General features: G+C 57.9%; 21 protein-coding genes. 14 read left to right on the top strand and 7 right to left on the bottom strand.

Annotation, left to right across the window (positions count from 1 at the left end; translation table 11 throughout):
- Positions 1-46 precede the first annotated feature (46 nt).
- The gene (locus AC13DE_RS10795) at positions 47-928 is read right to left on the bottom strand and encodes a hydrogen peroxide-inducible genes activator (protein WP_446297400.1); all 882 of its coding nucleotides are present in this window, start codon (positions 926-928) and stop codon (positions 47-49) included.
- A 216-nt stretch (positions 929-1,144) separates the two neighbouring features.
- On the opposite strand from AC13DE_RS10795, the gene katG reads away from it, so the two are divergent.
- Positions 1,145-3,361 (top strand): catalase/peroxidase HPI, encoded by a 2,217-nt coding sequence (katG, locus tag AC13DE_RS10790; protein WP_483047812.1) that lies wholly within the window; start codon positions 1,145-1,147, stop codon positions 3,359-3,361.
- Between the two features lie 74 nt (positions 3,362-3,435).
- On the opposite strand, the gene AC13DE_RS10785 is transcribed toward katG, so the two are convergent.
- Positions 3,436-4,452, bottom strand: a complete 1,017-nt coding sequence (locus tag AC13DE_RS10785; protein WP_483047811.1) for a glycosyltransferase family 2 protein — start codon at positions 4,450-4,452, stop codon at positions 3,436-3,438.
- Positions 4,453-4,652: 200 nt separating this feature from the next.
- On the opposite strand from AC13DE_RS10785, the gene AC13DE_RS10780 reads away from it, so the two are divergent.
- Together AC13DE_RS10780 and AC13DE_RS10775 are read left to right on the top strand one after the other, a co-directional pair.
- Complete coding sequence (locus tag AC13DE_RS10780) at positions 4,653-5,459, top strand: glycosyltransferase family 32 protein (protein WP_446297397.1); 807 nt, start codon at positions 4,653-4,655, stop codon at positions 5,457-5,459.
- A 75-nt stretch (positions 5,460-5,534) separates the two neighbouring features.
- Positions 5,535-7,286: a glycosyltransferase family 2 protein gene (locus AC13DE_RS10775; protein ID WP_483047810.1), complete on the top strand. Its 1,752-nt coding sequence runs from the start codon at positions 5,535-5,537 to the stop codon at positions 7,284-7,286.
- On the opposite strand, the gene AC13DE_RS10770 is transcribed toward AC13DE_RS10775, so the two are convergent.
- A complete protein-coding gene (locus AC13DE_RS10770) occupies positions 7,277-8,284 on the bottom strand; it encodes a glycosyltransferase family 2 protein (protein ID WP_483047809.1) in 1,008 nt (335 codons plus the stop codon). The genes AC13DE_RS10775 and AC13DE_RS10770 overlap by 10 nt on opposite strands.
- A gap of 226 nt (positions 8,285-8,510) precedes the next feature.
- On the opposite strand from AC13DE_RS10770, the gene AC13DE_RS10765 reads away from it, so the two are divergent.
- The 7 genes from AC13DE_RS10765 to AC13DE_RS10735 all read left to right on the top strand — a co-directional run bounded on the left by AC13DE_RS10765 (position 8,511) and on the right by AC13DE_RS10735 (position 17,329).
- On the top strand, positions 8,511-9,752 hold the full coding sequence (locus AC13DE_RS10765; RefSeq protein WP_483047808.1) for a glycosyl transferase family 90: 1,242 nt from the start codon (positions 8,511-8,513) through the stop codon (positions 9,750-9,752).
- Positions 9,753-9,794: 42 nt separating this feature from the next.
- Positions 9,795-10,682, top strand: a complete 888-nt coding sequence (locus AC13DE_RS10760; RefSeq protein ID WP_483047807.1) for a hypothetical protein — start codon at positions 9,795-9,797, stop codon at positions 10,680-10,682.
- Positions 10,675-11,544: a hypothetical protein gene (locus AC13DE_RS10755; RefSeq protein ID WP_483047806.1), complete on the top strand. Its 870-nt coding sequence runs from the start codon at positions 10,675-10,677 to the stop codon at positions 11,542-11,544. Before AC13DE_RS10760 ends, AC13DE_RS10755 begins: the two co-directional genes overlap by 8 nt.
- A 90-nt stretch (positions 11,545-11,634) precedes the next feature.
- On the top strand, positions 11,635-13,074 hold the full coding sequence (locus AC13DE_RS10750; RefSeq protein WP_483047805.1) for a hypothetical protein: 1,440 nt from the start codon (positions 11,635-11,637) through the stop codon (positions 13,072-13,074).
- Entirely contained in the window at positions 13,041-13,886 is an 846-nt protein-coding gene (locus tag AC13DE_RS10745) for a hypothetical protein (RefSeq protein ID WP_483047804.1), read from the top strand. The genes AC13DE_RS10750 and AC13DE_RS10745 overlap by 34 nt, the downstream gene beginning before the upstream one ends.
- Positions 13,883-16,180 (top strand): sulfatase-like hydrolase/transferase, encoded by a 2,298-nt coding sequence (locus tag AC13DE_RS10740; RefSeq protein ID WP_483047803.1) that lies wholly within the window; start codon positions 13,883-13,885, stop codon positions 16,178-16,180. The genes AC13DE_RS10745 and AC13DE_RS10740 overlap by 4 nt, the downstream gene beginning before the upstream one ends.
- 36 nt (positions 16,181-16,216) lie before the next feature.
- Positions 16,217-17,329 carry a glycosyltransferase family 61 protein gene (locus tag AC13DE_RS10735; RefSeq protein WP_483047802.1) on the top strand — a complete coding sequence of 371 codons (1,113 nt, stop codon included), beginning with the start codon at positions 16,217-16,219 and terminating at the stop codon, positions 17,327-17,329.
- A 105-nt stretch (positions 17,330-17,434) separates the two neighbouring features.
- Here the strand turns inward: AC13DE_RS10735 and AC13DE_RS10730 are convergent, their stop codons facing one another.
- From AC13DE_RS10730 to pcaC, 4 genes are read right to left on the bottom strand one after another with little or no spacing between them, the layout of a single operon-like run.
- Complete coding sequence (locus AC13DE_RS10730) at positions 17,435-18,271, bottom strand: 3-oxoadipate:acetyl-CoA acetyltransferase (RefSeq protein ID WP_446297387.1); 837 nt, start codon at positions 18,269-18,271, stop codon at positions 17,435-17,437.
- Positions 18,264-18,869 carry a protocatechuate 3,4-dioxygenase subunit alpha gene (gene pcaG, locus AC13DE_RS10725; RefSeq protein WP_446313883.1) on the bottom strand — a complete coding sequence of 202 codons (606 nt, stop codon included), beginning with the start codon at positions 18,867-18,869 and terminating at the stop codon, positions 18,264-18,266. The genes AC13DE_RS10730 and pcaG overlap by 8 nt, the downstream gene beginning before the upstream one ends.
- Positions 18,869-19,600: a protocatechuate 3,4-dioxygenase subunit beta gene (gene pcaH / locus AC13DE_RS10720; protein WP_446313884.1), complete on the bottom strand. Its 732-nt coding sequence runs from the start codon at positions 19,598-19,600 to the stop codon at positions 18,869-18,871. Before pcaH ends, pcaG begins: the two co-directional genes overlap by 1 nt.
- A complete protein-coding gene (gene pcaC, locus AC13DE_RS10715) occupies positions 19,597-19,977 on the bottom strand; it encodes a 4-carboxymuconolactone decarboxylase (protein ID WP_446297384.1) in 381 nt (126 codons plus the stop codon). Before pcaC ends, pcaH begins: the two co-directional genes overlap by 4 nt.
- Positions 19,978-20,026: 49 nt before the next feature.
- Here pcaC and AC13DE_RS10710 point away from each other — a divergent pair, with 49 nt between their 5' ends.
- The 4 genes from AC13DE_RS10710 to AC13DE_RS10695 all read left to right on the top strand — a co-directional run bounded on the left by AC13DE_RS10710 (position 20,027) and on the right by AC13DE_RS10695 (position 25,175).
- Positions 20,027-21,013, top strand: coding sequence for a LysR substrate-binding domain-containing protein (locus AC13DE_RS10710; protein ID WP_483047801.1), 987 nt, complete (start codon positions 20,027-20,029; stop codon positions 21,011-21,013).
- Between the two features lie 166 nt (positions 21,014-21,179).
- Positions 21,180-22,292 carry an S-(hydroxymethyl)glutathione dehydrogenase/class III alcohol dehydrogenase gene (locus AC13DE_RS10705; protein ID WP_446313896.1) on the top strand — a complete coding sequence of 371 codons (1,113 nt, stop codon included), beginning with the start codon at positions 21,180-21,182 and terminating at the stop codon, positions 22,290-22,292.
- A gap of 182 nt (positions 22,293-22,474) precedes the next feature.
- Complete coding sequence (locus AC13DE_RS10700) at positions 22,475-22,933, top strand: (2Fe-2S)-binding protein (RefSeq protein WP_483047800.1); 459 nt, start codon at positions 22,475-22,477, stop codon at positions 22,931-22,933.
- Between the two features lies 1 nt (position 22,934).
- Positions 22,935-25,175 carry a xanthine dehydrogenase family protein molybdopterin-binding subunit gene (locus AC13DE_RS10695; RefSeq protein WP_483047799.1) on the top strand — a complete coding sequence of 747 codons (2,241 nt, stop codon included), beginning with the start codon at positions 22,935-22,937 and terminating at the stop codon, positions 25,173-25,175.
- Positions 25,176-25,231 lie beyond the last annotated feature (56 nt).

Genomic DNA, 25,231 nt, shown 5'->3' with positions numbered 1-25,231 from the left:
TCTACCACCACCGCGGTCGAAGCAGCAATCTATTAGGTCGTTTGTATCAGGCAGCCCGGATAAGATCGGCAATTCCCAGAAGCTTGGCGGACAGCGGATTGGTTTTGCGCCAGATCATACCTACGGTACGCGTCGGTTGGGGTTCGGGAAACGAACAGACCGCGACCCGCGCAGATTGAGTTTCGACAGCGACGGCGATTTCAGGGATCAAGGTCACGCCGATACCGGCACCCACCATTTGCACCAATGTCGATAGCGAACTGGCATCCAGCGCCTCGCGGGCCTTGTCCGACTGAATATCGCAAAATGACAGGGCCTGGTCACGAAAGCAGTGGCCTTCTTCCAGAAGCAGCAACTTCATTTCGGTCAGCCGAGCCCGGTCGGGCGTCGGTTTATCGCGATCCGCCTCTGGCCTTACCAGAACGAATTTCTCTTCGAACAAAGCCACTTCTGTGAAGGCGGGTTCAGACACGGGGAGCGCTACGATTGCGGCGTCAATGCGCCCGTCAGCCAGTTCATTGATCAAATGCGATGTCAACGTTTCCCGAACCTGGATGTCTATATCGGGGTTTGTCCGCATCAGCTTGGTGATGATATCGGGCAGAAGGTATGGGGCGATCGTGGGTATGATCCCGATACGCAACCTGCCCACGATGCCTTGCTTGGCAGCGCGCGCCATATCCTGAAGTTCGTCCACCCCCTGCAAGATCGCACGTGCGCGCGGCGCGAATTCGGCACCGAACGAGGTTAACGACGTGTTTCGCGTCCCGCGCTCAAACAGCGTCGTTTGCAGTATCTGCTCCAGCTCCTTGATCTGGACGGACAGGGCAGGTTGCGAGATTGCACAAGCTTCGGCGGCGTGACCGAAGTGCCGGTGCAAGGCGACCGCTTCAAAATAGCGCAGATGTTTGAGTGTGATCTTGGTCATAGGTTCATGTTATTGATCTGATAGGAAATGCTAACTTAAACTAATCAACCGGACCTGATAAGTCAGCCCCACAATGTACGGTGGGCCGAGAACCGCGCGGATGATAGATTGACACGTAGTCGCAATCGTTTCCGTTTCAGGCTGGACCCGCTGCATCAACGACTGGACGATACCCGTGGGGGCATCGGCCCAAACCCTAATTTTACGGAGACCACCATGGACGGAAACGACGTTGAAAACATCAGCAAATGCCCAGTTGTCGGCAGCCACGGCCGCATCTCGAAGCGCGGCGCGCGGTCTTTGAACGAATGGTGGCCAAACCAACTGAACCTCAAACTGCTGCATCAAAATTCAATCGACTCTAACCCGCTGGGCGCTGATTTTGACTATGCCGAAGAATTCAAAAAGCTTGATATTGATGCGGTAAAGCAAGACCTGCACGCACTGATGACGGATTCGCAAGATTGGTGGCCCGCAGATTACGGTCATTACGGCCCGTTCTTCATTCGCATGGCATGGCACGCAGCCGGCACATATCGCACCGCTGACGGGCGCGGTGGCTCGAGCACGGGGACGCAACGTTTCGCACCGCTCAACAGCTGGCCAGACAACGCCAACCTTGACAAGGCCCGCCGCCTGCTGTGGCCGGTCAAGCAGAAATATGGCAACCAGATTTCCTGGGGTGATTTGATTATCCTGTGCGGCAATATCGCACTGGAGTCGATGGGGCTGAAAACCTTTGGCTATGCCGGGGGGCGCGTCGATAACTGGGAACCAGAAGAAGACGTATACTGGGGGCCGGAAGACGAATGGCTGGGCAGTACACGCTACAGCGAAGAGCGTGCTTTGGAAAACCCGCTTGCCGCCGTGCAAATGGGCCTGATCTACGTCAATCCCGAAGGACCCGACGGCAACCCTGATCCATTGCAATCCGCGCGTGATATCCGCGAGACATTCGGTCGGATGGCGATGAACGATTACGAAACCGTCGCGCTGATTGCCGGGGGGCACACCTTTGGCAAGGCGCACGGTGCCGTGGGCGGCGAGAATGCCGGCCCCGATCCCGAAGCCTCGCCGCTGGAAGCACAGGGTTTTGGCTGGACCAACAAGCACGAAACCGGCCACGGCGTTCATGCGCTGACCAGCGGCCTCGAAGGCGCTTGGTCGCAGAACCCGATCAGCTGGGACATGACCTATTTCGACAACCTGCTGGGGCTCGACTGGGAAATGACCAAAAGCCCTGCCGGTGCCGTGCAGTGGACCCCAAAGAACGGCGACGCCGCAGGGACCGTGCCAGATGCACACGATCCGTCAAGGCGTCACGCGCCGATGATGTTCACATCCGATCTCGCGCTGCGCGAAGACCCCGAGTATTTCAAGATCGCCACGCGCTTTCATGAAAACCCCGAGGAATTCGCCGATGCATTCGCCCGCGCATGGTTCAAGCTGACCCACCGCGATATGGGGCCGATCACGCGCTATCTGGGCAAGGACGTCCCCGGCGAAGAGCTGATCTGGCAGGACCCGATCCCCGCCGTATCACACCCGTTGGTTGACGACGCTGATATCGCTTCTCTTAAGGAAAAGGTGCTTGCGTCAGGCCTGAGCACTCGCGAACTTATCGCGGTTGCTTGGGGGTCGGCTGCGACTTTCCGCGGGTCGGACAAGCGCGGCGGTGCCAATGGCGCGCGGATCCGGCTTGCTCCGCAGAAGGATTGGCCGGTAAACGAGCCTGCTCAGTTGGCCAAGGTTCTGGACGTTCTTGAGGGAATCCGCGCCGAATTCAACGGTGCGCAATCTGGTGGCAAGCAAATTTCGATCGCTGACATGATCGTGCTGGCGGGCGCTGCGGCAGTCGAAGAAGCCGCCAAAGACGCGGGGCATGATGTTACAGTACCGTTTACCCCGGGGCGCGGCGATGCAACGCTCGAACAGACCGAAGTCGATTCCGTTGCGTTCCTTGAACCGGTGACGGACGGGTTCCGCAACTTTGCCAAGAACAGGTTTTCGGTTTCCGCAGCTGAACTGTTGGTCGATCGTGCGCAGCTTCTGACGTTGACCGCGCCGGAAATGACTGTTCTGCTCGGTGGAATGCGCGCATTGGATGTAAATGTCGGCGGTGCCAAGCATGGTGTTTTCACGGATGCGCCTGGTACGTTGAACAACGATTTTTTCACCTCGCTTCTGGATATGGGGACAGTTTGGACGAAAGCCGAAGAAGGCGAAGTCGATGATATTTACGAAGGTCATGATCGCGCCACGGGCGATCTGAAGTGGACAGGTACGTCGGTTGACCTGCTGTTCGGATCAAATTCGCAGCTGCGCGCCATCGCCGAAGTTTATTCGGGCGATGTGGCTAAGGCGAAGTTTGTGAAAGACTTTGTTGCGGCATGGACCAAGGTTATGAACCTGGACCGGTTCGACCTGGCCTAAGCTCCGTCAACGACCCATGAAAAGGCGCGACCGCACTCCGGTCGCGCCTTTTCTACTTCAAACGGTCCAATGGGCTATCGTTTGGCGTGTCGTGCCAAATGGGCCTGGGCCTGTTCCGGTGTCGGGGGTGTACTGCCGCCCAGCAGGATCAGGTGCCAATAGAACTGGATCTGGTCTGGGTCGCTCATAAGCGCCGCAAAAGCATCCTGATGTTTCTGCACCGCGTTTTGGTGGGCCGTGTCGACACCCTGCAAGGCGCGAAGCCGGTTCATCTCGGCAATCGTATTACCCACCATCGGGTCGATTGTACGATCTTCGACCACATTGAAATTTCGCTCGGCCCAATAATGCAGGTCCAGTGTTTTGGTCGTCCGGTTGGGTAATCCGCGCCCGCGTTTGACCATGAACTCTGCCGCCGACCGCAACGAATAATGGTTCAGCCGCGCCAGCGGCGGGGACTGCACCAAACCGAACAGGTTTATGCGGTTATCATTTTCAGCAAAATCATCGGGGGCAGGGTGGATGCCAGCAAAGTTCCAGACAGCCTGGTGGCTGCCTTTGCCTTTCGGGCGATGCACGCCGATCTTCTGAAATGCCTTAGGGCGAAACAAGGTCTTAAAGAAGTGGCCCGCTGGCAAAAAGAACGGCTCGGGGGCCGCGCTGGTAAATCGCTTGACCGTGAGCTGGTCATCGAACACGTCGCGCCGGTTTGCCCCGAACAACCGCCAGGGAAGGGCAATGGCGTCGGTGGAGAGAGGGACCGAGGCCAGAAGATCGTCGAACGTGCGCAGGGGCGCTTGCAGGCAAAGGAATTCGTCGCAGTCGAAAAACAGCACCCAATCCGCTGCTTTCACCAGATCGTGTTGGTCCGCCAACCTCATCGCCTGCCACTGCACGGACTTATCCGCATTGGGGCGGAACGGCACATGGGTTACATCGGGTAACAGGTCCAGCAGCGCCGGCGTGCCATCGTCACAATCATGGGTATAGATCAAAAAGTCGCTGACCCCTGCGGCACGGTGATGTGCTATCCATTCCAGGCAATACGGCGCTTCGTTTCGCATGCAGGTTACGGCGAGAATGCGGGTCACGGTTTCAGGGTTACCTTGGGATCAGGGCGATTGCGTTACCTGAATGACTCTCATGGGGGCAGTATCAAGTCAATCTCGTGCGGTGAAGGGCACCCGGTATCACAACGACACTTTGCAATCGGGACCTTCCTAAGCTATCTTTTTTCAGAGCAGTAGAAATCGACACAGTCAAATTTGTGTCCTCGGAGAGATCAGATATCATGAATGACCGCCGCCCTGTTGCGTCACTGTGGATAGGTGAAAAGCTTCACTATCTAAACCAGCTTTGCCTGAAATCTCATGTTGTCGCCGGTCACAAGACGATCCTTTACTGCGCGGACAAGGTTGATAACGCGCCCGATGGCGTCGAGGTGCGGCCGGCGTCTGACGTTATGGAGATCGACCGCGCTTTGGTAGAAGCCACCAGTGCGTCTTTCCTGTCGAACGTGTTTCGCTATAAGATGATCCAGAAGACCGGAGCGATCTGGATCGACTGCGATGCTTTCTGCCACCAGCCGTTCCCCGAGGACCAAGAGTACATCTTTGGCCGCCACGGCATGTCCGGTGCCTTGAATTGCGGCGTTGTCGGTCTCCCGCAGGAATGCGAGCTGATGGACCAACTGCTTGATTACTACGACAATCTGCCGGACTACCCGGCTTGGTGGAACAAGAACCAGCGCAAGAAATACGACCGCCAAGACCCCAAACTGTCCCACGCGCACCGCATCTATAACGCCGAGCGTACGGCCTTTGGCCCGCAGGCGTTTACCTATTTCGCCAAGCAGACCGGCCAGTATGACAAGGCAAGCGAACGCGAGGTTCTTTATCCGGTCCCGTTCCAGTTGAATGACATCTTTTATGACCCCTACGGGCGCGTCGAAGGGCATTTCACCGACAAAACCCTGTCTGTGCACCTTTATACAAATGGCACGAAACCGTGGTGGGAAAAGAACGAACCTCTGCCCGGTTCCTATGCCGCGCGGATGTGCGAAAAGATCGGGATCGACCCGTCCAAAGCGCTGCGCTAAGCCGCGTTACGAAGGGCCTTTGCCATCAATCTGAAACCGCACACCAGCCCGCACGGCAAATTGCTGGCCATCTCGATGATGAAGGATGAGGCACCATTCCTGCTGGAATGGTACGCCCATCACCTCGCCGTGGGGTTCACCAAGATACTCGTTTACACAAACGATTGTTCCGATGGCACCGACGACATGCTGATCCGGCTTGAAGAGCTGGGTCTGGGCTACCACCGGCGCAACGACATCCCCGAAGGGGTGAAGCCGCAGCCATCTGCGATGAAATATGCGCAGGCCGAACCCAAAGTCGCCGAGGCCGACTGGATCTTGATGTTCGATGCCGATGAATTCCTGTGCATCAACTATGGCGACGGCACGCTGGACCCGATGCTGGACGCGGCAGGGGATGCCAATGGCATCGTGGTTACCTGGCGGATTTTCGGCTCTGGCAATGTGGTCGACTGGTCGCGCGATCCGGTGACCGAACAATACCTCTATGCGGCACCGCCAACGTGGAACAAGGGCTGGGGCGTCAAGACGCTGTTCAAGTTTGACCCTGACAAATGGAAAATCGGCATCCATCGCCCGTCGATCAAGAACAAGCATCTGGAAACCGGCTTTCCCGACACTGTGAAATGGCTCAACGGATCCGGCCAGCCGGTGGAGGATTACTTCAAGTTTCGCGGCTGGCGGTCAATCCGGCGCACTGTGGGCTATCAATGGGCGCAGATGAACCACTATGCGGTCAAATCGGTCGACAGCTATGCTATCCGCAAGTTCCGCGGCAACGTGAATAACAAGAAAGACAAGTATAACTCCGACTACTGGTCATTGCAGGACCGCAACGAGGTCTATGACGACAAGATCCTGCGCTATACCGAACGGCGCAAGCAGATCATGGACGAATTGCTGACCGATCCGGTTCTGTCGCGTCTCCACTATGCCGCCATCGAAAAGGTCGAGGCACGGCTCGAGGAATACCGCACGACCGACGCCTATGCAGAGCTGAAACAATCGCTGCTTGAGGCGTCTGAGGTGCCGATCACGCAGATCGTGGCCAAGCCGCCCAAGGCCCGCGACCCGGCCGAAATCGCCAAGCTGATGTCGCAAGTCGAAAAGAACAACGCCGACCGCCCCATCGAAGAACGTCGCAAAGCTCCGGAACCCGAATTTGCCGATGTGTCTGAGGGCGGTGATGGCTTTGTGCCCGGCGACATCGACGTATCGGCACAAACAGCGGTGGAGTGGGTGGTTAACCATGACATCGCATTGCCTGCGGATGTGCGTATCTTTGCGCAAAATACGCTGGAATTCGTGATGCGTGGAAAATACCAGCGCAAGTTGGCCAGGATGACGGGCCGAATGGTTGAGGATGGTCAAAGGGTGCTCGACCTCGGGGCTGGAATTGGCTTTCTGTCGATCCACGCCGCGAAACTGGTGCCGCAGGTTCGCGTTGTCGCACAGGAAGACAACGCCTCGCGGATGGCGATCATGCGCAAGGTGCTGGATCGCAACGAAATCAACCTTGGCGACCGACTACAGATGACCGGCAGGCAGGTGGTTTTTGAAGACGCGGCTGAAACGGTCAGGCGGATCAATCAATTGATCGCCGATGAAAAGCCTGATGTGCTGCGTATCAGCTATGCAGAGTTGGGGTCCAACCTGCTTGGGCAGATAAATCTTGGCTCGGTGCGTCGCACCGTCCTGTTTGGCCCCGCTGTTACCGCTTTTCACCAAGATGCGCGAAACAGCGGCGGCCCGTCGCTAACCGCCTCGGAAGAGCTTAGCGTGCCCGAGTTCGTGATTATCGAGCCGAAACGAGAAGTTCAGTCGTAATACCCGGTAATGCGCCCCAGTTCCTGACCGCTTTCTGTGGCCATGATCTCGGTAAAGCGGGCATGCCTTAGCTCAAGGCATTCATCATAGAGAGCCTTCAGCTTGGCATCAGCCATCAGGAAATCATATATCTCGCGCGCTGCCGCTGATAGTCCGACGCCGCGCGTATCCATGTTTCCCTGACGGTTGGCCGTGTTCCAATAGCGGGCGGATTCGCCGACGCGATCATTTTGCCCGCCATCTCCACGGTCGACCTTGAGAATGAATTCTTCGGCGCTTTTAATTGAATAGTGATTGATCTGCGCATAGTCGCGCGTGCCATTTGAAGCGATAGCCTTGTACGCGCTATCAGTGAATTCCGGTGGCATTGTCTGGCCCGAACCGTTGATCCATTTGAAACCTTGCTGTGAAAAGTCATGCGTGACCGGACGATGCGGGCGGCGTGCACCCTGAACCTTGTTACGATAGAGCGTTTTGACGGCGGTCAAGACTTCGCGGTTCTCGGCTGCGGCTGTCGCAAGATCTGCCGCCGTTTGGGTGTACATCTTGGTGACAAGCTCGTCTTTCGCATGCTTGTGGCCACCGCTGTTGAAAGCGATCGATGTAAATGACACCACATCGGCATCGCCGGTTTTGGCAAAAAAGTCGTCGAAGGTTTCAATGTCACCCGTGAAATTCAGAAACTCGTCCGGGTCGGTGGTGTACACCCAAGGCGCTGATTGATAGCGGCCGAAATGGCCGGCAAAGCGCAGTGCCATGATCAGCCATTTTCCCTGCTTGGGGAACATCACCTTGGGGTTGGGCTGGTGCTTTACCCGGTGGGGCCAGATCTCCTCGATCCGGTCCAGGATTTTGTCGGTGTTATCGGTGCAAAAGTTGGTAAAGACCAACAGATCGTCGATACCCAAGGCAAAGTGATGTGCCATCCATTCAATGATGTAGGGGCCTTCGTTGCGCATCACCGCAAGAAGCAAAGCTTTTTCGCCACCGATCGACATATATATTCGTCCCAATCTCTTGCGTGGCCCGAAGCGCCGGGCCGTTATTGACGCCAAGCCCTGATTGGGCCGACAGCTTGCTGGAGAAGGGACCGCATCATAAGGCAAGGCTGCCTGAGAGATTAAGAAGGTTGCCTCACCACGCGCGCCCAGCTTATAGTTTGAGCAATAATAGACAAGCCACATTCCCGATCACCAGCCTGTCTTCCCGAGCATCGAGAGTTTCATGGCCGTATCGCAGGAATTTGTCGAAAAATCCATTGCGCATCAACTGGGTACCCAAGGTGACGGGGTCTTTTCCTGCGACACTACTGCCAGACAGCTTGCCGAACAGGTATCAAGTGGCATGGCAGTGTCTTGGGACCATGCCGCGCAGGCACCAAAGCGGTACAATCGGTGGACGGCATCGGCTGATCGGGCGTGTCCTTGGCAGATCGAACATCCCAAGCACACCAATGCTGTGAAATCGACCCATGCCTTGCGCGATATTCTACAAGCTGGTGCCGATTATGATTTCATGATCGATATGCAGGACCACCGGGTGCGCAACATCGTCGCCGAAAACGGTCACATGATGCCGATGTTCTGTTTCAACCGATTGGTCGGGCGCGGGCAGGGCCGCGTCTTGTGGCCATTGCCGGGCTACCACGATATCGACAGCCCCGACTTTTTGGGCAATCTTGATCCTGCTCGCATTCCTTGGAACGATAAATCCGACCGCGTCGTATGGCGGGGGGGTGCCGGAAACCGGGGCCGCAAGGGCAAGAACGGGCGTGGCAATATGGTGCGCATGCACGCCCTGCTACGCAAGTACAAAAGCGGCGAATTCGACTATGACCAGACGCTGACCGTCCTTAAGACGATGCAGCGCTTTGGGTTTTTGCACCGTTACATAAATGACCCGCGATTTGATCTGGGATATACCAATTCAGACGGGTTCATCCTTGAAAATGAACCGTTTCTCGCCGAATACGAGCGTCCGCGCATTCAGCGTGAGGATTTTCAGACCTATAAATATATCGTCGTCCTTCCGGGAAATGACGTAGGGTCCAGTCTGTTCTGGACCCTGAATTCAGGCAGCGTCGCGCTGGTTATCGATTGTGCATTTGAAACCTTCGCGACACATCATTTCAAACCTTGGGAACATTTCGTGCCAATTCGCAAAGGCCACGGCGATGTCAAAAAACAACTGAAATGGTGCGACGATCACCAGGATGAATGCCAAGCCATGACCGCCCGTGCTGCCGAAACCTGCAAGTTGCTTGCTGATCCCGACCTGCGCAAAACCATCCTCACGGGGGTGGTTGACGGGCTTCGTCGGCGGCTTGATCGGACCGCCGCGCACTCCGCTCGGGCGGTCAGGGTCACCGCGTCGCCGGCCCCTTCAAATCGTAATACCACGCTGAAAAAAATGCCGTCCGATTCCGATGCCAAGGTGCCCAATCCGCGTGAAATATCCAATGGCTGATATTTTCGTCACGCCCGCGCCGAATATCGAAAGGCCCACCTCATGAGCACCCCTGACTTGTCGATGTTTTTTGTCGTGGACCCGCCACGGTATCAGGACATGGGATGCTATCTGGCGGCCTCGATCCGGACCCACCTTGACGAAGGCGTTGATTTAATTGGCTATTGCCCTGCCGACACCATCAAAGACATGGACCCTTACGCCTTGGCGATATTCAAAAAGCTGAAGGTCGATATTCGCCCGATGGACACTCAGGGGGCGTTCGACCCGCCTTACCCGCATGGAAACAAGATGATTGCCGCAGCGCAGCCGCGAAGGACTCCGTATTCCGCCTTTCTGGACAGCGACATCCTTTTCATCGGGGCGACCAGGGTGGCCGATCTTATCAAGCCGGGACATGTTTCGCTGACGCCCGCGGCATCGATGTACTGGTCGGGTCAGAAGATATGGAAAGACATATACGCCGCCTGTGAAATGCCGATGCCCGCTGACCGAATTTGGCTTGCCCGGCAACGCCGCCGCAAGCTCATGCCGTATTTCAGTGCCGGTTTCTTTGTGTTTCCAGAAGGCCCGGCAAATGACGCCAACGAAAGCTTTGTCGACGTTTGGATGCGGCTGGCGCGGATGATTGATAAGGTGGATATCATCAAGAAACGCCCCTATCTTGACCAGATGAGCCTGCCGCTGGCGATCCGTGCCGCAGGGTTGGACTGGAACATCCTGCCCGAAGAGCAACACTATATTCTGGGCGGTCAGATGCGTGGTGAACCGCTCCCTTCTGATATGAAAATCAAGGCGATCCACTATCGCAACATGAAAGTTCTGAAGGAAGTGTATATGCTACGCAAGGCCAAGGGGATGCTGGAACAACACGTAGGAGTGCGGCGGTTCGACCGGGTAGACCCCGCCAAATTGCTGGCAGATGACTGAAAACGCCGCGACATCGGTGGAAATCCCGCAAGGGTGGACCGCGCGTCAGGTGATCCACGAAAGTTCACGGTTGCGACTGGAATATACCGGCCCGGTCCTTGGGGCGACATCAAATGCTGTCGTGGCGTTTGCCCCGTTCGACTTTCCATTTCAATCTGACCGGGGCGGGTGGGGTAGTGCGTCGTTTTGCAAACGTCTTATGCCTCATGTCTGCGTTTTCCACCGCGACGAGGACTGGCACCAGCACGATGAGTTTTCGCAAGCCATGCGGACCTGCCGGAGCTTTTTCGGGCCGGTGCCGCGACTGACCTCTTACGGGTTCAGCATGGGGGGCTACGGGGCAATGCTCGGCGCGCAGGGTCTGAACGCCGCCCGTGCGGTCGCAGTATCCCCGCAAAGTTCGATCGACCCGACGGCAGTAAAATTTGAGCGTAGATACCATGCGCAATGGGCGGCCATGAACGGGTGGGTGCATGATTTGCACACCCATGTGGACGACCGGCGGGAATATGTCGTGCTTTACGACCCCTTGCACAGGCAGGACAGCCAGCACGAGCTGCGTCTACCCAAGCCCGCCGGATATCGGCGGGTCCTGTTGCACGGGGCAGGGCATGCCGGTATCCAGACCCTTGTCGAGATGGGACAGGCAGAGGCGTTATTTGCCCTGTTGCGCGGCGACACTACCCCCGCCCAACTGCGGCAGGCCTACAGGAAAAACCGTGCTGGTGCCTTTCGTTATCAGCGCAAGCTAGGCACCGTTCTGCACGACCGTCACAAACCGGCGGCTCGCATGTTTTTCGATATGGCCCAGCATAATGGCTTTCACCGCTTGATCAAGAAATGGACGCCCTACTACAAATGATGCAGGTTGACGACGATCACCTTTAGCACGACGGCGGTTCATGCCATAGCTTGGCGAATAAGCAACCCGGACCCACTGAGGACTGACCCTATGCAAGACAAAGAACCCCAGACACACGGTGTTCTTTTAAGAGCAAGAAACGGCGACGTAATCGGCTTTGACGAAACCGGGCTGCGGATAAATTTATCCGATAGCGTTATCGCCGATATACACCGTCGCTTGCCCGAAGCGGGTGACGTCACGCTTGACCCCGCCGTATTGGGGGATGTCGATGCATGGAATTTACGCCAGCACGGTGAATGGTACGTATTCAGTGCCAATCTGCCCGGCGCACAGGGCCCCCGCCAGTTTCGGCGCCGGGTGCAGGCCGATGCCGACGCAAGTGCGCCGGACATCATCGCTGATACCCCCGGTGCGGTCTATGCGCTGCTAGCACTTGGCGGGGCGCGCCGCGCGGTAACGGCCAATGAAAGGTTGTCGTTTCCTTATCATGTCGTGACGACCGGAGATGATCTGGGACCGGCCGGGGCGGCGGGTACCGAACGCAACGCGGCAACCGGCTTGATGCAGCGATTGACCGAACAAACCCGCGACAGCTTGATCGCGGATGAGATATTGCGCCGCAGACAGGCTCAGCATCGGGCGTTGCCGCTGATCTATGCCCGGTCCGAGACCGACGCCGCAGCCAGTGTCGCCGCACTTGCGGAGGGGGCGGCATTCACCAACTTCTCGCAAACGGTCGCCAACCTGTCCGCGGCCGGGCGATCTGTGGGGAAACCGGTCAAGGTGCTGGCGGTGAGCTTGGATTTCACCTTGGAGGACGTCATCAGCACCGGGCCGGAGTGGATGGTGGGAATGTACCGCCTGATGACGCGTATTACCGATCTATTTGCCGAGTACAGTATAAGAAAACCGCTTTTCACCGCTGTTTTTGACGCAGGTAGCTGCGATATCTCTGATACCGCGGTGTTGCGGGCCCAGTGGGAATTGGCCTGGAATAAAGGCGGGCATGATCATGTCTATACCGCGCCGGGCTATATGTTTGCACAAAACGAATTTGGCCGCCCGACCCCCGACGCCCGTATCGAGATGGCTGAAATGGACGCGCACGCTATCGAGGCATACAATAGCGACGCGCCGTGGTCCTGCCCTGTCTTGCTGCTGGCTGAACGTGAGGCGGATGGCAAGGTCATCCGGTGCCGTGGTCAGGCCATGGGCGCTTTGACAATTGATGCGGATGATCCTTTGAACGCCGGTGAAAGCTGTGGTTTCCGGTTCGCAGGCGATACGAGCGCCGCCCGGATATTGGATGTGCGGGTGGATACCAAAGACCGCAACGATCTGCTGATAACCTGCGACAAGCCTCCTCAAGGCAAAGACCTGACCTTATGCTACGCCCTCGGGCATCCGGCCTCGGATGACGGAATGCCGGCCAATCGCGGGGCGTTGCGGGACAGCTTCGGCTATGTCAGCGCCACCGGACGTATGTTGCACCGATGGGCGCTTCCAGCGGCATTGCCGGTGCATTGATGGAGATTTTCGAACCCGTCTTCATCGACGTCACGGTCCCCGATCAAGTGCTTTTGCGCACGGACCCGTTGTTGCCATCCGCGTCAAAGCCGTACTTGCCGGCCTGCCACCCCAACGACACCGACGCGATATGGTACTGCGGTCATGCGCCAGCGATGACGTTTGACAACCACGGGGCAATCCTGATTTGGCAGCCGGAAAACAATCTTGGCGGTCCCGCCCGCCAGGCCGACCCAAATACCGGTCACGCACGCCTCGGCGAAACCGGAGGTGTGGTTTATCACCGCGAGATCAACGGAGGTTTCGTAATCGATAGCGCGATCGTCGACGCCGAAAAATTCTGTTGTGCGTTGCGGGTGAAATCCGATCAGGGGCAGGCCCGGACATTGCTGACTGTGAACCCTGACCAGCACGGTAATTACCTGTTCGCCAGCGAAAAGGACGGCGTTCTGGAATGGCGCGACGATGGTGGCACGGTCAGTGTCTCGGTGCCGTCACCAGGGGGCGAGTTCTGGGTCGTTCTCGGCTATGACTGCGGCAGACTGCGGATAAGTACCGCCAAGAGTGGGGACGTTTTTCCGCCCCCTCGCTCCAGTACGGACCAAGCGGATGATCTGGCGCTGGCGCTTGGCGGGGCGAATGATCTGTTCATCGGTTGCCGGTCCCATCGCAAAGGTATCCTCAAGACATTGGGCGCGTCGACGATCCGTGATGTATTGATCTGGTTAGACCACGATGGCGGTGGTGCGGTTGACCAAAGCAAGATCATCCAGGCGTGCAGATTTGTCGAAAGCGGGGGGGACCGCGCATGAGCTTTACGAAATCAACAAGCAGCCAAGGCAACATATGTGTCATCTGGATCGATGACATGATCGACGTCTTTACGTGGCGCAATGCCTTTGGGCTGACGATAAGCACCCCCAATATCGACCGCTTCATGAGCGAGGGCTTTCGGTTCGCGAATGCCTACGCCACCGTGCCGCTATGCGCGCCGTGCCGTGCTGAACTGGCAACGGGGCTGTCGCCGTTTCGGACCGGACTGGTCGATCTCAATCGGTTCTGGCGCGATGTCCTGCCGCCGACCACCGGCTGGCAGTTTGATCTGCGCCGCGCCGGTTTTCGCACCTTTACCACGGGCAAGGTGGACAGCAACTACAAGCCCATGCCCTATGAATACGCACGCATTCTGTTTCACGAACAGCCAGAGGCAAAGGATGCTGGCAAGCGTTCCAAGGTGCGGAAATACCTGGATAAAGGGCCGGGGATCGCGGGCGTCAATCACCCCGATGATGACGGCAGTCAGGATGCGAAGTTCTATGATAACATGGTTGCGCAGAACGCCATCGACTATCTGGAGCGCGCGGACCCTGACCGTCGCCACCTGATTCAACTGGGTTTCAAGCACCCGCACTATAACCTGCAATGTCCTGATCGGTTTTATCAGCAATACGATGCCGACCAGATCACATGGCCGCAATCTGCGGCCCCCGAAGATTACTTTGGCCCGCAAGACGGTATGGCGGTGTATGAAGCCGCCTATATCACCAACGGCCCCTGGACGCCGGAAAAGGCTGGCGACCACGCATGGCGGCAGGTAGTCCGCGCCTATTTTGCGGCCATCAGCCATGTGGATAGCGAAATCGGGCGCTTCATGGATGCGCTGCGCGCATCGGATCTGGCGCAAAACACCACTGTGGTTCTGTTGTCCGACAACGGCTTTAACCTTGGCACCCACGACAGTTTCCACAAGATGAGCCAGTGGGACAGCGCCGCGCATGTTCCGCTTGGCATCTGGAATGCGGGGATGGAACAGGGGCGCGTGGTCGAGATGCCGGTGTCGCTGCACAACGTGCCCAAGACGATCATGGATCTGGCCGGGCTGCCCTATCGCCCGGATTGGACGTCGGGGCAAAGCCTGCTGCCTCTGGTGGATGACAGCTTTGGTCGGTATGACGCCACCAAATCCCCTGTGACCAGCGTGTTTGGTACGTTGTCGGTTCGATCGTCCGAACCTGACCTGAGCCGCTATCGGTATTTCCGCTATCCCAACGGCGAAGAACATATCTATGATCTGGTCGCAGACCCCGGCGAAACAAAAAATATCATAGCCGAAGGCCCCCTGGATGCCTTGCGGGCCGCAATGGTGGATAATGCGCTGGAACTCGGCCTTGACCTGCGCGGCTTTGAAAACCCTGAACGGGGCGTAAACGCTATGATGGCGCTTGATGGCTCCGTTGTTCTGGCCGGCGGCAATGCCGACAATGATTATTGGGCCTACGGGGCGAATGCCGAAAAGATCACCGAAGAGCCCGATGGCGGCAAGGACACCTTGTGGTACATGGCCGGACCGGATGACTACGTGCTGCACATGCCCGCCTATATTGAAAATATCCGCATCGCGACGGTGGTTTCGCGCAAGGAACAGGACGCGTCCCAAGGCAAGGAAATCGCCGTCGTCGCACACCCTGATACCCCGATGAACTTCGAGACATCCGAACGTGTCGCCGTCAATGTACACGGCAGCCGAGGCGAGGATGTGATGATCGGTGCTAAATACGCAGGGGCGACGTTCTATGGCGGCGCGGGCAATGATATGCTGATTGCCAAATCCGGACGCGGCAAGGACGTCCACCTGTTTTACGGCGGTGCGGGCAACGACACGCTGATCGGCGGGAACGGGCGCGACGTCTTGGATGGCGGCGCAGGTGATGACGTGATCCGCGGGGGCGAAGGGCGCAGCAAGATTTACGGCGGTCCGGGCAACGACGATATCTCGGACGGGACCGGAGGGTCGGAGATTCATACCGGGCCGGGGCGCAATGTCGTACGCTCTGCCGGGGGCAATGATCATATCTACGTGGGGAGCGGCCAGAACCTGATTGAGCCGGGCGAGGGGTGCGTGGTGTTTCACGTCGCCTATGGCGGCGTCACGCATATCAAAGGCTGGCATGATGATTACCGGCTGGATCTATCGGAATGGCCATTGGCTCCGGAAATCAACGTAACGCGGAAAGATCGTGCCGATATCCGCCTTGGCGTGTCGTTCATCCGTATTGACGGCCCCGTGTCTGACACGCAGTTGCGTGCGCAGATCAGTCAGGCGTAAAACCCTGAACCGGCAAATACCAGGAAAGATAACCACATGGCGCTGACCCTTGACCCTGAACGGCCCCTGTCACCGCAGATGCGGGTCATTGAAAACGCCATTCTCGTCCCGTGGGGGGACGGCGATTGGCAGGGTATGGCGCGTCCGGCGGGGGTGTTCACGGCCGACGGTGAATACTGCCATGATGCGCAGACCTTTCGGTCAGGTGGTAAGCCCACCACGGTGGAACCTCTGCCACCGGCCCCAGCCGAGATCGACAGCACAGTGAACGGCACGATGCTTTATGGTGGCATGGCATATGGGCACTTTGGTCACGCCTTATGCGAAAGCCTGTCGCGTCTATGGGCGCTGGATAGTTTCGATGAAACAATCGACGCGGTAGCGTACATTCCCAAACAAAAGCTGACCTGGCCTGAACGCAGCCTGAGCATGGTTCGAAACATTGCGGCCAGTCTAGGGGAAATACCCCGCCTTACCGCGTTCAACGAACCGACCCGTGTGGAACGTCTGATCGTGGCACCGCAAGGTTTCGGTACCGGCAACCTGATGGCCGGGTGCCCCGAGATGCGTGATTTCACCGACCGTCGCCTGCGCCAGCGGGTCGAACCCGCAGGGCCGGACAAGATATATATTTCGCGCAGCGGTCTGTTTCGCAAGCGCGGGCGGTTCTTGATGGAAGACTATATCGAGGCGAAGATGAAAGCCGAGGGCTATACCGTTTTTCACCCTCAAGACCACGATCTGGAAACCCAGCTGGCGTGGTACAAAGGCGCTTCCGCGATCGTTTCGACCGATAATTCGGCGCTGCATCTCGCGGCTTTTGTGATTAACCCTGACTGCAAAATCGGTATTTTGTTGCGCCGTCCCGGTGCCATCTTTGCTGATTTTGAAATGCAGCTGAGGTGGTTCGCGGGGGTCCGGCCCGATATCATAGACGCCTGTACGCGGTACTGGTTTCGTGCCGGCGAGAAGGTGCAATATAACGAGGTGTACGCCTTGATCGATTTTGAAAAAACCGCTCGGGCGCTCAAGTCGGCGGGCATCATAGAAAACGCGAACTGGGTGAACCCGTCCAATGCCGACGTGGACCGCGCGGTTCAGAAGCTTGAAGCGGATACCGAAACCCGTTTCGACGAGATATTCCTCTAGCATAACCGGACTTTCGCGCGCCGCGCCGGCGTTGGCGCAGCCCGTGGCCGAAACGTCACCCAGCCCGGATGACAAAATAGCCAGCCGGGCAAGGCAGGGTGGGGCCTAGAATGTGACGCTGCGCAGACCCAGAATTTCGCGTGCCTGCTGCCACGTCGCGACCGGGCGTTCATATTTCTCACACAGCTTGGCCGCCCGCGCGATCAGCGCAGCATTGGACGGGGCAAGCGTGTCACGATCCAGACGCACGTTATCCTCAAGCCCGGCGCGGGTGTGCCCGCCTGCCGCGATCGCCCATTCATTCACGACGATCTGATTGGGGCCGATACCTGCCGCGCACCACGCAGCGTCGGGCGCACGCGCCTTGACCTGTTCGACGTAAAAGTCGAACACCGCCTTGTCCGCGGGCATTGCATTCTTCACACCCATCACGAATTGCACATACAGTCTGCCATAAAGCTTGCCGTCTTGATGATGCTTTATCGCTTGCAAGATGTGGCTCAGGTCGAAGGCCTCTATTTCTGGAACAACTTCATGCTGGCGCATCTCGGACGCCAACCATTCCACCAAATCCGGCGGATTTTCATAGACTCGGGTCGGAAAATTGTTCGATCCAACTGATAACGAAGCCATATCGGGACGAAGCGACAACATCCCGCCTCGGGCCTTTCCCGCTCCTGACCGGCCTCCGGTTGAAAACTGGATAATCATACCGGGGCAATGCTTCTCCAACCCCTCCTTGAGAGCGGCGAATTTGTCTGGGTCGGACGACGGCGTTTCATCGTCGTTGCGTACATGCGCATGGCAGATGCTGGCCCCAGCCTCGAATGCCTCCTGGGTGCTCTCGATCTGCTCGGCGATCGAGATAGGGACATTTGGGTTCGCGGATTTGGTAGGGACGCTGCCGGTGATGGCAACACACAAGATACAAGGGTCAGACATCTAGGAATACCGTTTCTTTCTCGCCCTGAAGATATACGTCGAACCGATAAACGCCATCGGCCTCTTTTTCCGCGATCAGGGTCGGCACGCGGTTTTGATGTTCAATACGTGTCAACAGCGGGTCAGTACTGTTATCGGCATCGGGAAAATACATGCGGGTGTTAAGCCCGATATTGATACCACGCGCCACGATCCACAAGCTGATATGCGGTGCCATCATTCGCCCGTCGGGAAACGGCACCGAACCGGGGCGGATGGTCTCGAATACCCATTCGCCAGTGTCGTAATCTCCAGCCTTGCGGCCCCATCCGGTAAAGTTCGGATCCGCCGGGCCGCGTGGATCATTGTTTGGATAGATCCCATTCGCGTCGGCTTGCCAAATCTCGACCATTGCATCCCTAAGCGGGGTGCCGGTTCCGTCATACACCGTTCCCCTGACCGTGATACGGGCACCTTGGGTATCGGCATTGACCATGGTGTCACCCAGATCGTGCGGGTAAACGCCCGTGATGCCGCAGAAATTTGGCACACATCCGATATGCACGTAAGGCCCGGCGGTCTGCGACGGGCTTTCTTTGAGAATGTCCAGCGTTTGCATCAATTACCTTCCTTGCGGTTTTCAAACAGTGTCGACCGCCGCCCGCGCAACACTATATCAAACTTATAGGCGCGCGCATCCATTGGCACCGCGTTATCCATATCAAGCAAAGCGATTAACTGTTCGATCGCGTCGTGCGACGGGATGGTTTCGACGATAGGGCATTTCCAGATCATCGGGTCGCCTTCGAAATACATCTGCGTGATCAACCGTTGCGCAAAGCCGCTGCCGAATAACGAAAAGTGGATATGTGCCGGACGCCAGTCATTGGTCCGGTTGGGCCATGGATAGGCCCCGGGTTTGATCGTACGAAAGCTGTACCCACCGTTTTCGTCCGTTACCGTGCGACCGCAACCGCCAAAGTTCGGGTCCAGCGGCGCAAGATATCCCTCTTTCTTGTGGCGATAACGCCCGCCCGCATTGGCCTGCCAAAATTCCAGCAGAACGCCGGGTACGCCCTTGCCGTTCTGGTCCAGCACACGCCCGTGAACAATGATCCGCTGACCAATCGCCATTTCGCCGCTGGCCGCGTAGTTAAGGATCAGATCATTATCCAGATCACCCAAGACGCCGTGCCCGAATACCGGCCCGGTCTGTTCGCTCAGGGTCGTATTCATGGAAATCAACGCCTTTTGCGGGGATCTCGCGACAGAGGTTTTGTAACCGGGGGTCAGTCCGGGCGGATGCCAGCTCCGGTCGCGATGCAAAAATGCGCCCTTGCGGTCGGTCATAGGTCCACTCCCATCTCCTTATAGGTCTGCTTGGCAAGCTTGATTGCATGGTTCGCCTTCGGCACCCCCGCATAGATCGCCACATGTTGAAACACCTCGATCACATCGGATTGACTTGCCCCGGTGTTGGCGGTCGCTCTGATATGCATGGGAATTTCTTCGAAATTTCCTGTCGCGGCCAGCAGCGCCAAGGTCAGCATCGACCGTTCCCGCTTGCTGATCTTGTCGCTGGACCACACGGTACCCCAGGCAGCCTCGGTAATAAGTGCTTGAAACGGTTCGTCGAAACGCGTTTTGGATGTTTCGGCCTTGTCGACATGCGCATCTCCCAAAACCGCGCGACGGGTCGCCATGCCATTGGTGTAACTCTCAGACATCTGTAGGTTCCTGCTGTTTTCGGAGCATTATTCGCATAACTGATACTTCATGTATATTGAGATGTCGCGGATATCATATAACTTGATGGTTATGTTTATTGATCCAAGACTGCGTTTGCGGCATGTTTTGACCTTTTTGGAAATCGCACAGGCGGGGTCGATAGTCGCGGCCGCCGACCACCTGGGCGTGACCCAGCCGGCAGTTTCCAAAACCCTGCGCGAGCTCGAGGATATCCTCGGCCTACGTTTGTTCGACCGCACGGGCCGTCAATTGCGCTTGAACGCCGTCGGGCGGAGTTTCCAGAAATCGGCCGGGTCCGCGGTGACAACTCTGGCGCGCGCCCAAGCCAGCATCCAAGCGACAGGGCAGGTCGATACACGGTTGAGGATCGGTGCATTGCCCACGGCCGCAACGCGCCTGATGCCACGCGCGGCCATTCGGTTCCGCCAAACCAACCCCCACTGCCTGGTCCGCGTTTCCACAGGGCCGAACTGGTTGCTGTTATCGCAGCTGCGCGAAGGCCGATTGGATATGGTGGTGGGGCGCATGGCGGATGCCGACACGATGGACGGGCTGAACTTCACCCAGCTTTACACCGAAGATGTCGTGGCGGTGGTGCGGGCGGACCATCCGTTGAAAAATCGTTTCAACGCGACGGACGCGCAGCGGTTTCCGCTGATGCTTCCACCGCCAGGTGCCGTGATCGGCGCGCTGGTTCGATCCTATCTGCGCAGCATCGCGATGGATCACGTCACCCCGGCCTATGAAACGGTGTCCTTGGCCTTTGGCAGACGCATTCTGCTGGATAGTGATGCCATCTGGTTCATCTCCCGTGGTGTCATCGCCAGGGAACTTGCCGAAGGCAGCCTCAAAGCCTTGTCACTGAACGCGCCGATGATGGCAGGGCCGGTAGGGATCAGCCTGCGCGAAACCACCCACAGAAATTCAGAGCTCACCGCGATGGTAACCGCCCTGCAACAGGCCGCGTTGAACGAGGTTTATCACGAACTGCCCGGTGCCGCGCCGCGCCCCTGATCCAAATGGTAAAAATCCCGGGGGAGGGGCCGCAAAGCGGCACCGGGGGCAGCGCCCCCAAACCGCCGTCGCCGCCCGTGATCCGTCCGCCGCGGCATACCCGAAGCTTGACAATGCGCGCCGATTTCGGCCTTTTGCCTCAAATAGCAAAAGGATGCGTCCAATGATGAGAACCCGTGCTGCTGTCGCCGTCGCCGCAGGCAAACCGCTAGAAATCATGGAGGTCAATCTCGAAGGCCCACGCAAGGGTGAAGTGCTCGTCGAGATCAAGGCCACGGGCCTTTGCCATACCGACGAATTCACCCGCTCCGGTGACGACCCCGAAGGCATCTTTCCCGCGATCCTGGGGCATGAAGGCGCGGGAGTGGTCGTCGAGATCGGCGAAGGCGTCACGACGCTGGAAGTCGGTGATCATGTTATCCCGCTCTACACACCCGAATGCCGCGAATGCGAATATTGCCTCTCGGGCAAGACCAACCTGTGCCAAGCGATCCGTGTAACGCAGGGCCAGGGGTTGCTGCCCGACGGCACCACCCGTTTCTCGATGCTCGACGGGACACCGATCCATCACTACATGGGGTGTTCTACCTTTGCCAACCACACGGTAATCCCCGAGATCGCGCTGGCCAAGGTGCGCAAGGATGCGCCGTTCGACAAGATATGCTACATCGGATGCGGTGTCACAACCGGCATCGGCGCGGTGATTAACACCGCCAAGGTCGAGATCGGCGCGCGTTGCGTGGTATTCGGCCTCGGCGGTATCGGCCTCAACGTCATCCAGGGTTTGCGTCTTGCCGGGGCCGACCAGATCGTCGGTGTCGACCTCAATGACGACAAGGAAGAAACCGGCCGCTATTTTGGCATGACCGATTTCGTCAATCCCACCCAGGTCGAGGGGGACATGGTCGCGCATCTGGTCGAACTGACCAAGGGCGGGGCCGACTATACCTTCGATGCGACGGGCAATACCAAGGTCATGCGGACAGCTCTCGAGGCTGCGCATAAGGGGTGGGGCGAAAGCATCATCATCGGCGTTGCCCCCGCGGGCGCGGAAATTTCGACCCGTCCATTCCAGTTGGTCACTGGCCGTGTCTGGAAAGGCACCGCCTTCGGGGGGGCGAAGGGCCGTACAGACGTGCCCAGGATCGTCGACTGGTACATGGATGGCAAGATCGAGATCGATCCGATGATCACCCATAAGCTGACCCTTGACCAGATCAACGAAGGTTTTGAACTGATGCATCAGGGCAAATCGATCCGGGCGGTTGTCGAATACTAAGCCGGGGCCCCTGTGTTACCGATATGACAATCGCCGTCCCGAAGGGCGGCGTTTTTGCTTGATTGCGGGGCGCATATCTCAATAGCGTGACCCAAGGATATGGGTGTTATTGCCAACGTCGAGGTTTACTCTGCACGTATGAGTGGTACTTTAACCGGAGGCTGGAAACGGGGACGCGGCACATGAAACTGACGGTAGACGGCACCAAGCACGAGGTTGATGTCGAAGAGGACATGCCGCTGTTGTGGGTCCTGCGCGACGAGCTGGGCATCACCGGGCCGAAATACGGCTGTGGGATCGCACAATGCGGTGCCTGCACCGTACATGTTGACGGCGTAGCAGTGCGGTCATGTCAGTTGGCCGCCGGTGACGTCGATGGCGCGGTTACCACGATCAACGGGTTGGGTACACCGGCTGTGCGCCATGCGGTGCAGGACGCGTGGATTGAAATGCAGGTGGCGCAATGCGGTTATTGCCAGTCGGGGCAGATCATGCAGGCAGCCGCCTTTCTCGACGTAAATCCTTCTCCGACGGATGCAGAAATCGACGCGGCGATGAGCGGGAACCTCTGCCGCTGCGGAACATATCCGCGTATCCGCGAAGCCGTAAAATCGGCGGCGCTCAAATTAAAGGCAACGTGAAATGGGACGCGTGAAAACCATCGCCCGGCGCCGTTTTCTGATCGGCTCCGCCGCTGTTGCCGGGGGCGTGATTTTTGGCGTTTACCAATATAGGCGCGAAGGCGAAAACCCTTTGCTGGCGGCTTTGAAACCCGGCGAAACGGCGATCACCCCCTATGTCAAGATCGACGCCCAGGGTATCACTCTGATCACGCCGCGTGCCGATGTCGGCCAGGGGGCTTGGTCAATGCAGGCGCATCTGATCGCCGAAGAGCTGGATATCGACCCTGCCACAGCCACGCTGTCGCCTGGCCCCGCCGACCCGATATATTACAACGGAGTCGTCGGTGCCGAAGCGATGCCGATCGCGGCCACATCAGAGACCATACTGGCGCGAACCGGTCGCGGTGCCGCCGACGTCATGGGAAAGTTCCTGGGTCTGCACATCACCGGCGGGTCCTCGACCGTGCCGGATATGTATGATCGGTTGCGCATGGCCGGGGCGGTGGCCCGTGAGACCCTGATCAAGGCCGCGATGAAACAGACCGGCTTGCCCCGCGACCAGCTGTCTACAGAAAACGGCTGTGTCGTTTTGCCTGACGGGCTCAAGATCGAATACATAGATCTTGCAACCATTGCTGCCGAAATCCCGCCTGTGCAGACTGCCACCCTGCGCGATCCGTCACAATGGCGTTATCTCACCAAGCCGCAGCAGCGCACCGATATGGTCGCTAAGTCGACCGGTACCCAGGATTATGGCATCGATATGCAGATGCCCGGCATGGTGATTGCCACGACCCGTACCAATCCCGCCATCGGCGGCGGACTGATCGGGTTTGACGCTGAAATCGCCCGCAAGATGCGCGGCGTTCAAGCGATCTTGCCAATTACCGGCGGAATTGCAGTAGTTGCCGACAACACCTGGAGAGCCTTTCAGGCTGCTCAGGCAGTCGAATGTGATTGGGGACCGGCACCTTACCCCGCAAACAGCGCCGACCAGTTCGAAACCGTAGCAAATTCGTTTACCGACGGCCACCAGGACAGTCGGCTTAAAGATCAAGGTAACGTGGCCGATGCATTGCTCCACGGCCCCCTGATCAAAGCGGAATACCGTATTCCCTATCTTGCTCACGCGCCTCTCGAACCGATGAGCGTGGTGGTCCATCTGTCCAGGCAACGGCTCGACATCTGGACCGGTACGCAGATCCCCCGGTTTGTCCAGGCAAACATGGCCCGGTTGACCGAACTGGATACCGAAAATGTACATGTGCATGTCTTGATGTCCGGCGGCAGCTTCGGTCGCCGTCTGGAAGACGACTACATTGCGCAAGCGGTAGAAATCGCCATGCAGCTTCCCGACACGCCGATCAAGATGATCTGGCAGCGAGAAGAAGATTTCACCCATGATTTCCCCCGGCCGCTAGCGATAGCGCACGCGCGCGGCACAGTGAAAAGCGGCGCGGTTGATGCGTTCGACCTCTCTATCGCGGCCCCGTCCGTCGCGGAATCTTCGCTGGCCCGGTTGCGGCAGCCTGCGATAGGCCCCGACGTGGCGATCGTTGCCGGTGCCTGGGACCAGCCGTATTCGATCCCCCACTATCGGGTGACGGGTTACCGTGTGCCTGCGATGGTTCCGATAAGCTCTTGGCGGTCGGTCGGGGCCTCTGGAAACAGCTTTATGCATGAAAGCTTTTTCGACGAACTCTGCCACGCCGCCGGTACGGACCCGTTGGCCGAACGACTGCGCGTGTGTTGGCACATGCCATCGCAAAAGGTGCTCGAGGCCGTTGCCGAGATGTCGAACTGGGGCAGCGATCCGGGGCCGGGGCGCGGTCGAGGCGTCGCTTTCACGCTGTCGTTCGGCGTCCCGGTCGCTGAGGTGATCGAGGTGACGCAAACCGATCAGGGTATTCGCATAGACCGCGCGTTTGTCGCCGCAGACGTCGGCCGGGTTCTGGACCCGAAGAATTTCGAGGCACAGGTGCAAGGCGGGGTGATCTTTGGTCTGGGGCACGCGATGAATTGCGAGCTTACCTATGAAAACGGAGTCCCCCAGCAGGACAATTATCACGTCTATGAGGGCATGCGCATGCACCAAACCCCAGAGATAATCGTCCGGGGTTTGGAAAACGGTGCCAAGATCAGGGGGATCGGCGAACCGGCGGTGCCACCCGCGGCCCCGGCACTGGCCAACGCGATCTTTGCCGCGACGGGCAAGCGTATCCGCGAATTGCCCTTATCGAAATCAATCGACTTTGTGTAAATGCGCCGCTGACCACAGCGGCAATTTAAATCCTTGACCCGTGGCCGTGTGTCTTG

This window comes from Sulfitobacter sp. L-8 (genome assembly GCF_056859255.1).
The sequence above is the reverse complement of the archived record's forward strand: the minus strand, read 5'-3'. Positions and strand labels throughout refer to the sequence as shown.

What these genes read in the sequence shown, in the direction of transcription:
- AC13DE_RS10795 (WP_446297400.1), bottom strand. Translation starts at nt 928, where the DNA reads ATGACCAAGATCACACTCAAACATCTGCGCTATTTTGAAGCGGTCGCC.
- katG (WP_483047812.1), top strand. Translation starts at nt 1,145, where the DNA reads ATGGACGGAAACGACGTTGAAAACATCAGCAAATGCCCAGTTGTCGGC.
- AC13DE_RS10780 (WP_446297397.1), top strand. Translation starts at nt 4,653, where the DNA reads ATGAATGACCGCCGCCCTGTTGCGTCACTGTGGATAGGTGAAAAGCTT.
- AC13DE_RS10775 (WP_483047810.1), top strand. Translation starts at nt 5,535, where the DNA reads ATGATGAAGGATGAGGCACCATTCCTGCTGGAATGGTACGCCCATCAC.
- AC13DE_RS10770 (WP_483047809.1), bottom strand. Translation starts at nt 8,284, where the DNA reads ATGTCGATCGGTGGCGAAAAAGCTTTGCTTCTTGCGGTGATGCGCAAC.
- AC13DE_RS10765 (WP_483047808.1), top strand. Translation starts at nt 8,511, where the DNA reads ATGGCCGTATCGCAGGAATTTGTCGAAAAATCCATTGCGCATCAACTG.
- AC13DE_RS10760 (WP_483047807.1), top strand. Translation starts at nt 9,795, where the DNA reads ATGAGCACCCCTGACTTGTCGATGTTTTTTGTCGTGGACCCGCCACGG.
- AC13DE_RS10755 (WP_483047806.1), top strand. Translation starts at nt 10,675, where the DNA reads ATGACTGAAAACGCCGCGACATCGGTGGAAATCCCGCAAGGGTGGACC.
- AC13DE_RS10750 (WP_483047805.1), top strand. Translation starts at nt 11,635, where the DNA reads ATGCAAGACAAAGAACCCCAGACACACGGTGTTCTTTTAAGAGCAAGA.
- AC13DE_RS10745 (WP_483047804.1), top strand. Translation starts at nt 13,041, where the DNA reads ATGGGCGCTTCCAGCGGCATTGCCGGTGCATTGATGGAGATTTTCGAA.
- AC13DE_RS10740 (WP_483047803.1), top strand. Translation starts at nt 13,883, where the DNA reads ATGAGCTTTACGAAATCAACAAGCAGCCAAGGCAACATATGTGTCATC.
- AC13DE_RS10735 (WP_483047802.1), top strand. Translation starts at nt 16,217, where the DNA reads ATGGCGCTGACCCTTGACCCTGAACGGCCCCTGTCACCGCAGATGCGG.
- AC13DE_RS10730 (WP_446297387.1), bottom strand. Translation starts at nt 18,271, where the DNA reads ATGTCTGACCCTTGTATCTTGTGTGTTGCCATCACCGGCAGCGTCCCT.
- pcaG (WP_446313883.1), bottom strand. Translation starts at nt 18,869, where the DNA reads ATGCAAACGCTGGACATTCTCAAAGAAAGCCCGTCGCAGACCGCCGGG.
- pcaH (WP_446313884.1), bottom strand. Translation starts at nt 19,600, where the DNA reads ATGACCGACCGCAAGGGCGCATTTTTGCATCGCGACCGGAGCTGGCAT.
- pcaC (WP_446297384.1), bottom strand. Translation starts at nt 19,977, where the DNA reads ATGTCTGAGAGTTACACCAATGGCATGGCGACCCGTCGCGCGGTTTTG.
- AC13DE_RS10710 (WP_483047801.1), top strand. Translation starts at nt 20,027, where the DNA reads ATGTATATTGAGATGTCGCGGATATCATATAACTTGATGGTTATGTTT.
- AC13DE_RS10705 (WP_446313896.1), top strand. Translation starts at nt 21,180, where the DNA reads ATGAGAACCCGTGCTGCTGTCGCCGTCGCCGCAGGCAAACCGCTAGAA.
- AC13DE_RS10700 (WP_483047800.1), top strand. Translation starts at nt 22,475, where the DNA reads ATGAAACTGACGGTAGACGGCACCAAGCACGAGGTTGATGTCGAAGAG.
- AC13DE_RS10695 (WP_483047799.1), top strand. Translation starts at nt 22,935, where the DNA reads ATGGGACGCGTGAAAACCATCGCCCGGCGCCGTTTTCTGATCGGCTCC.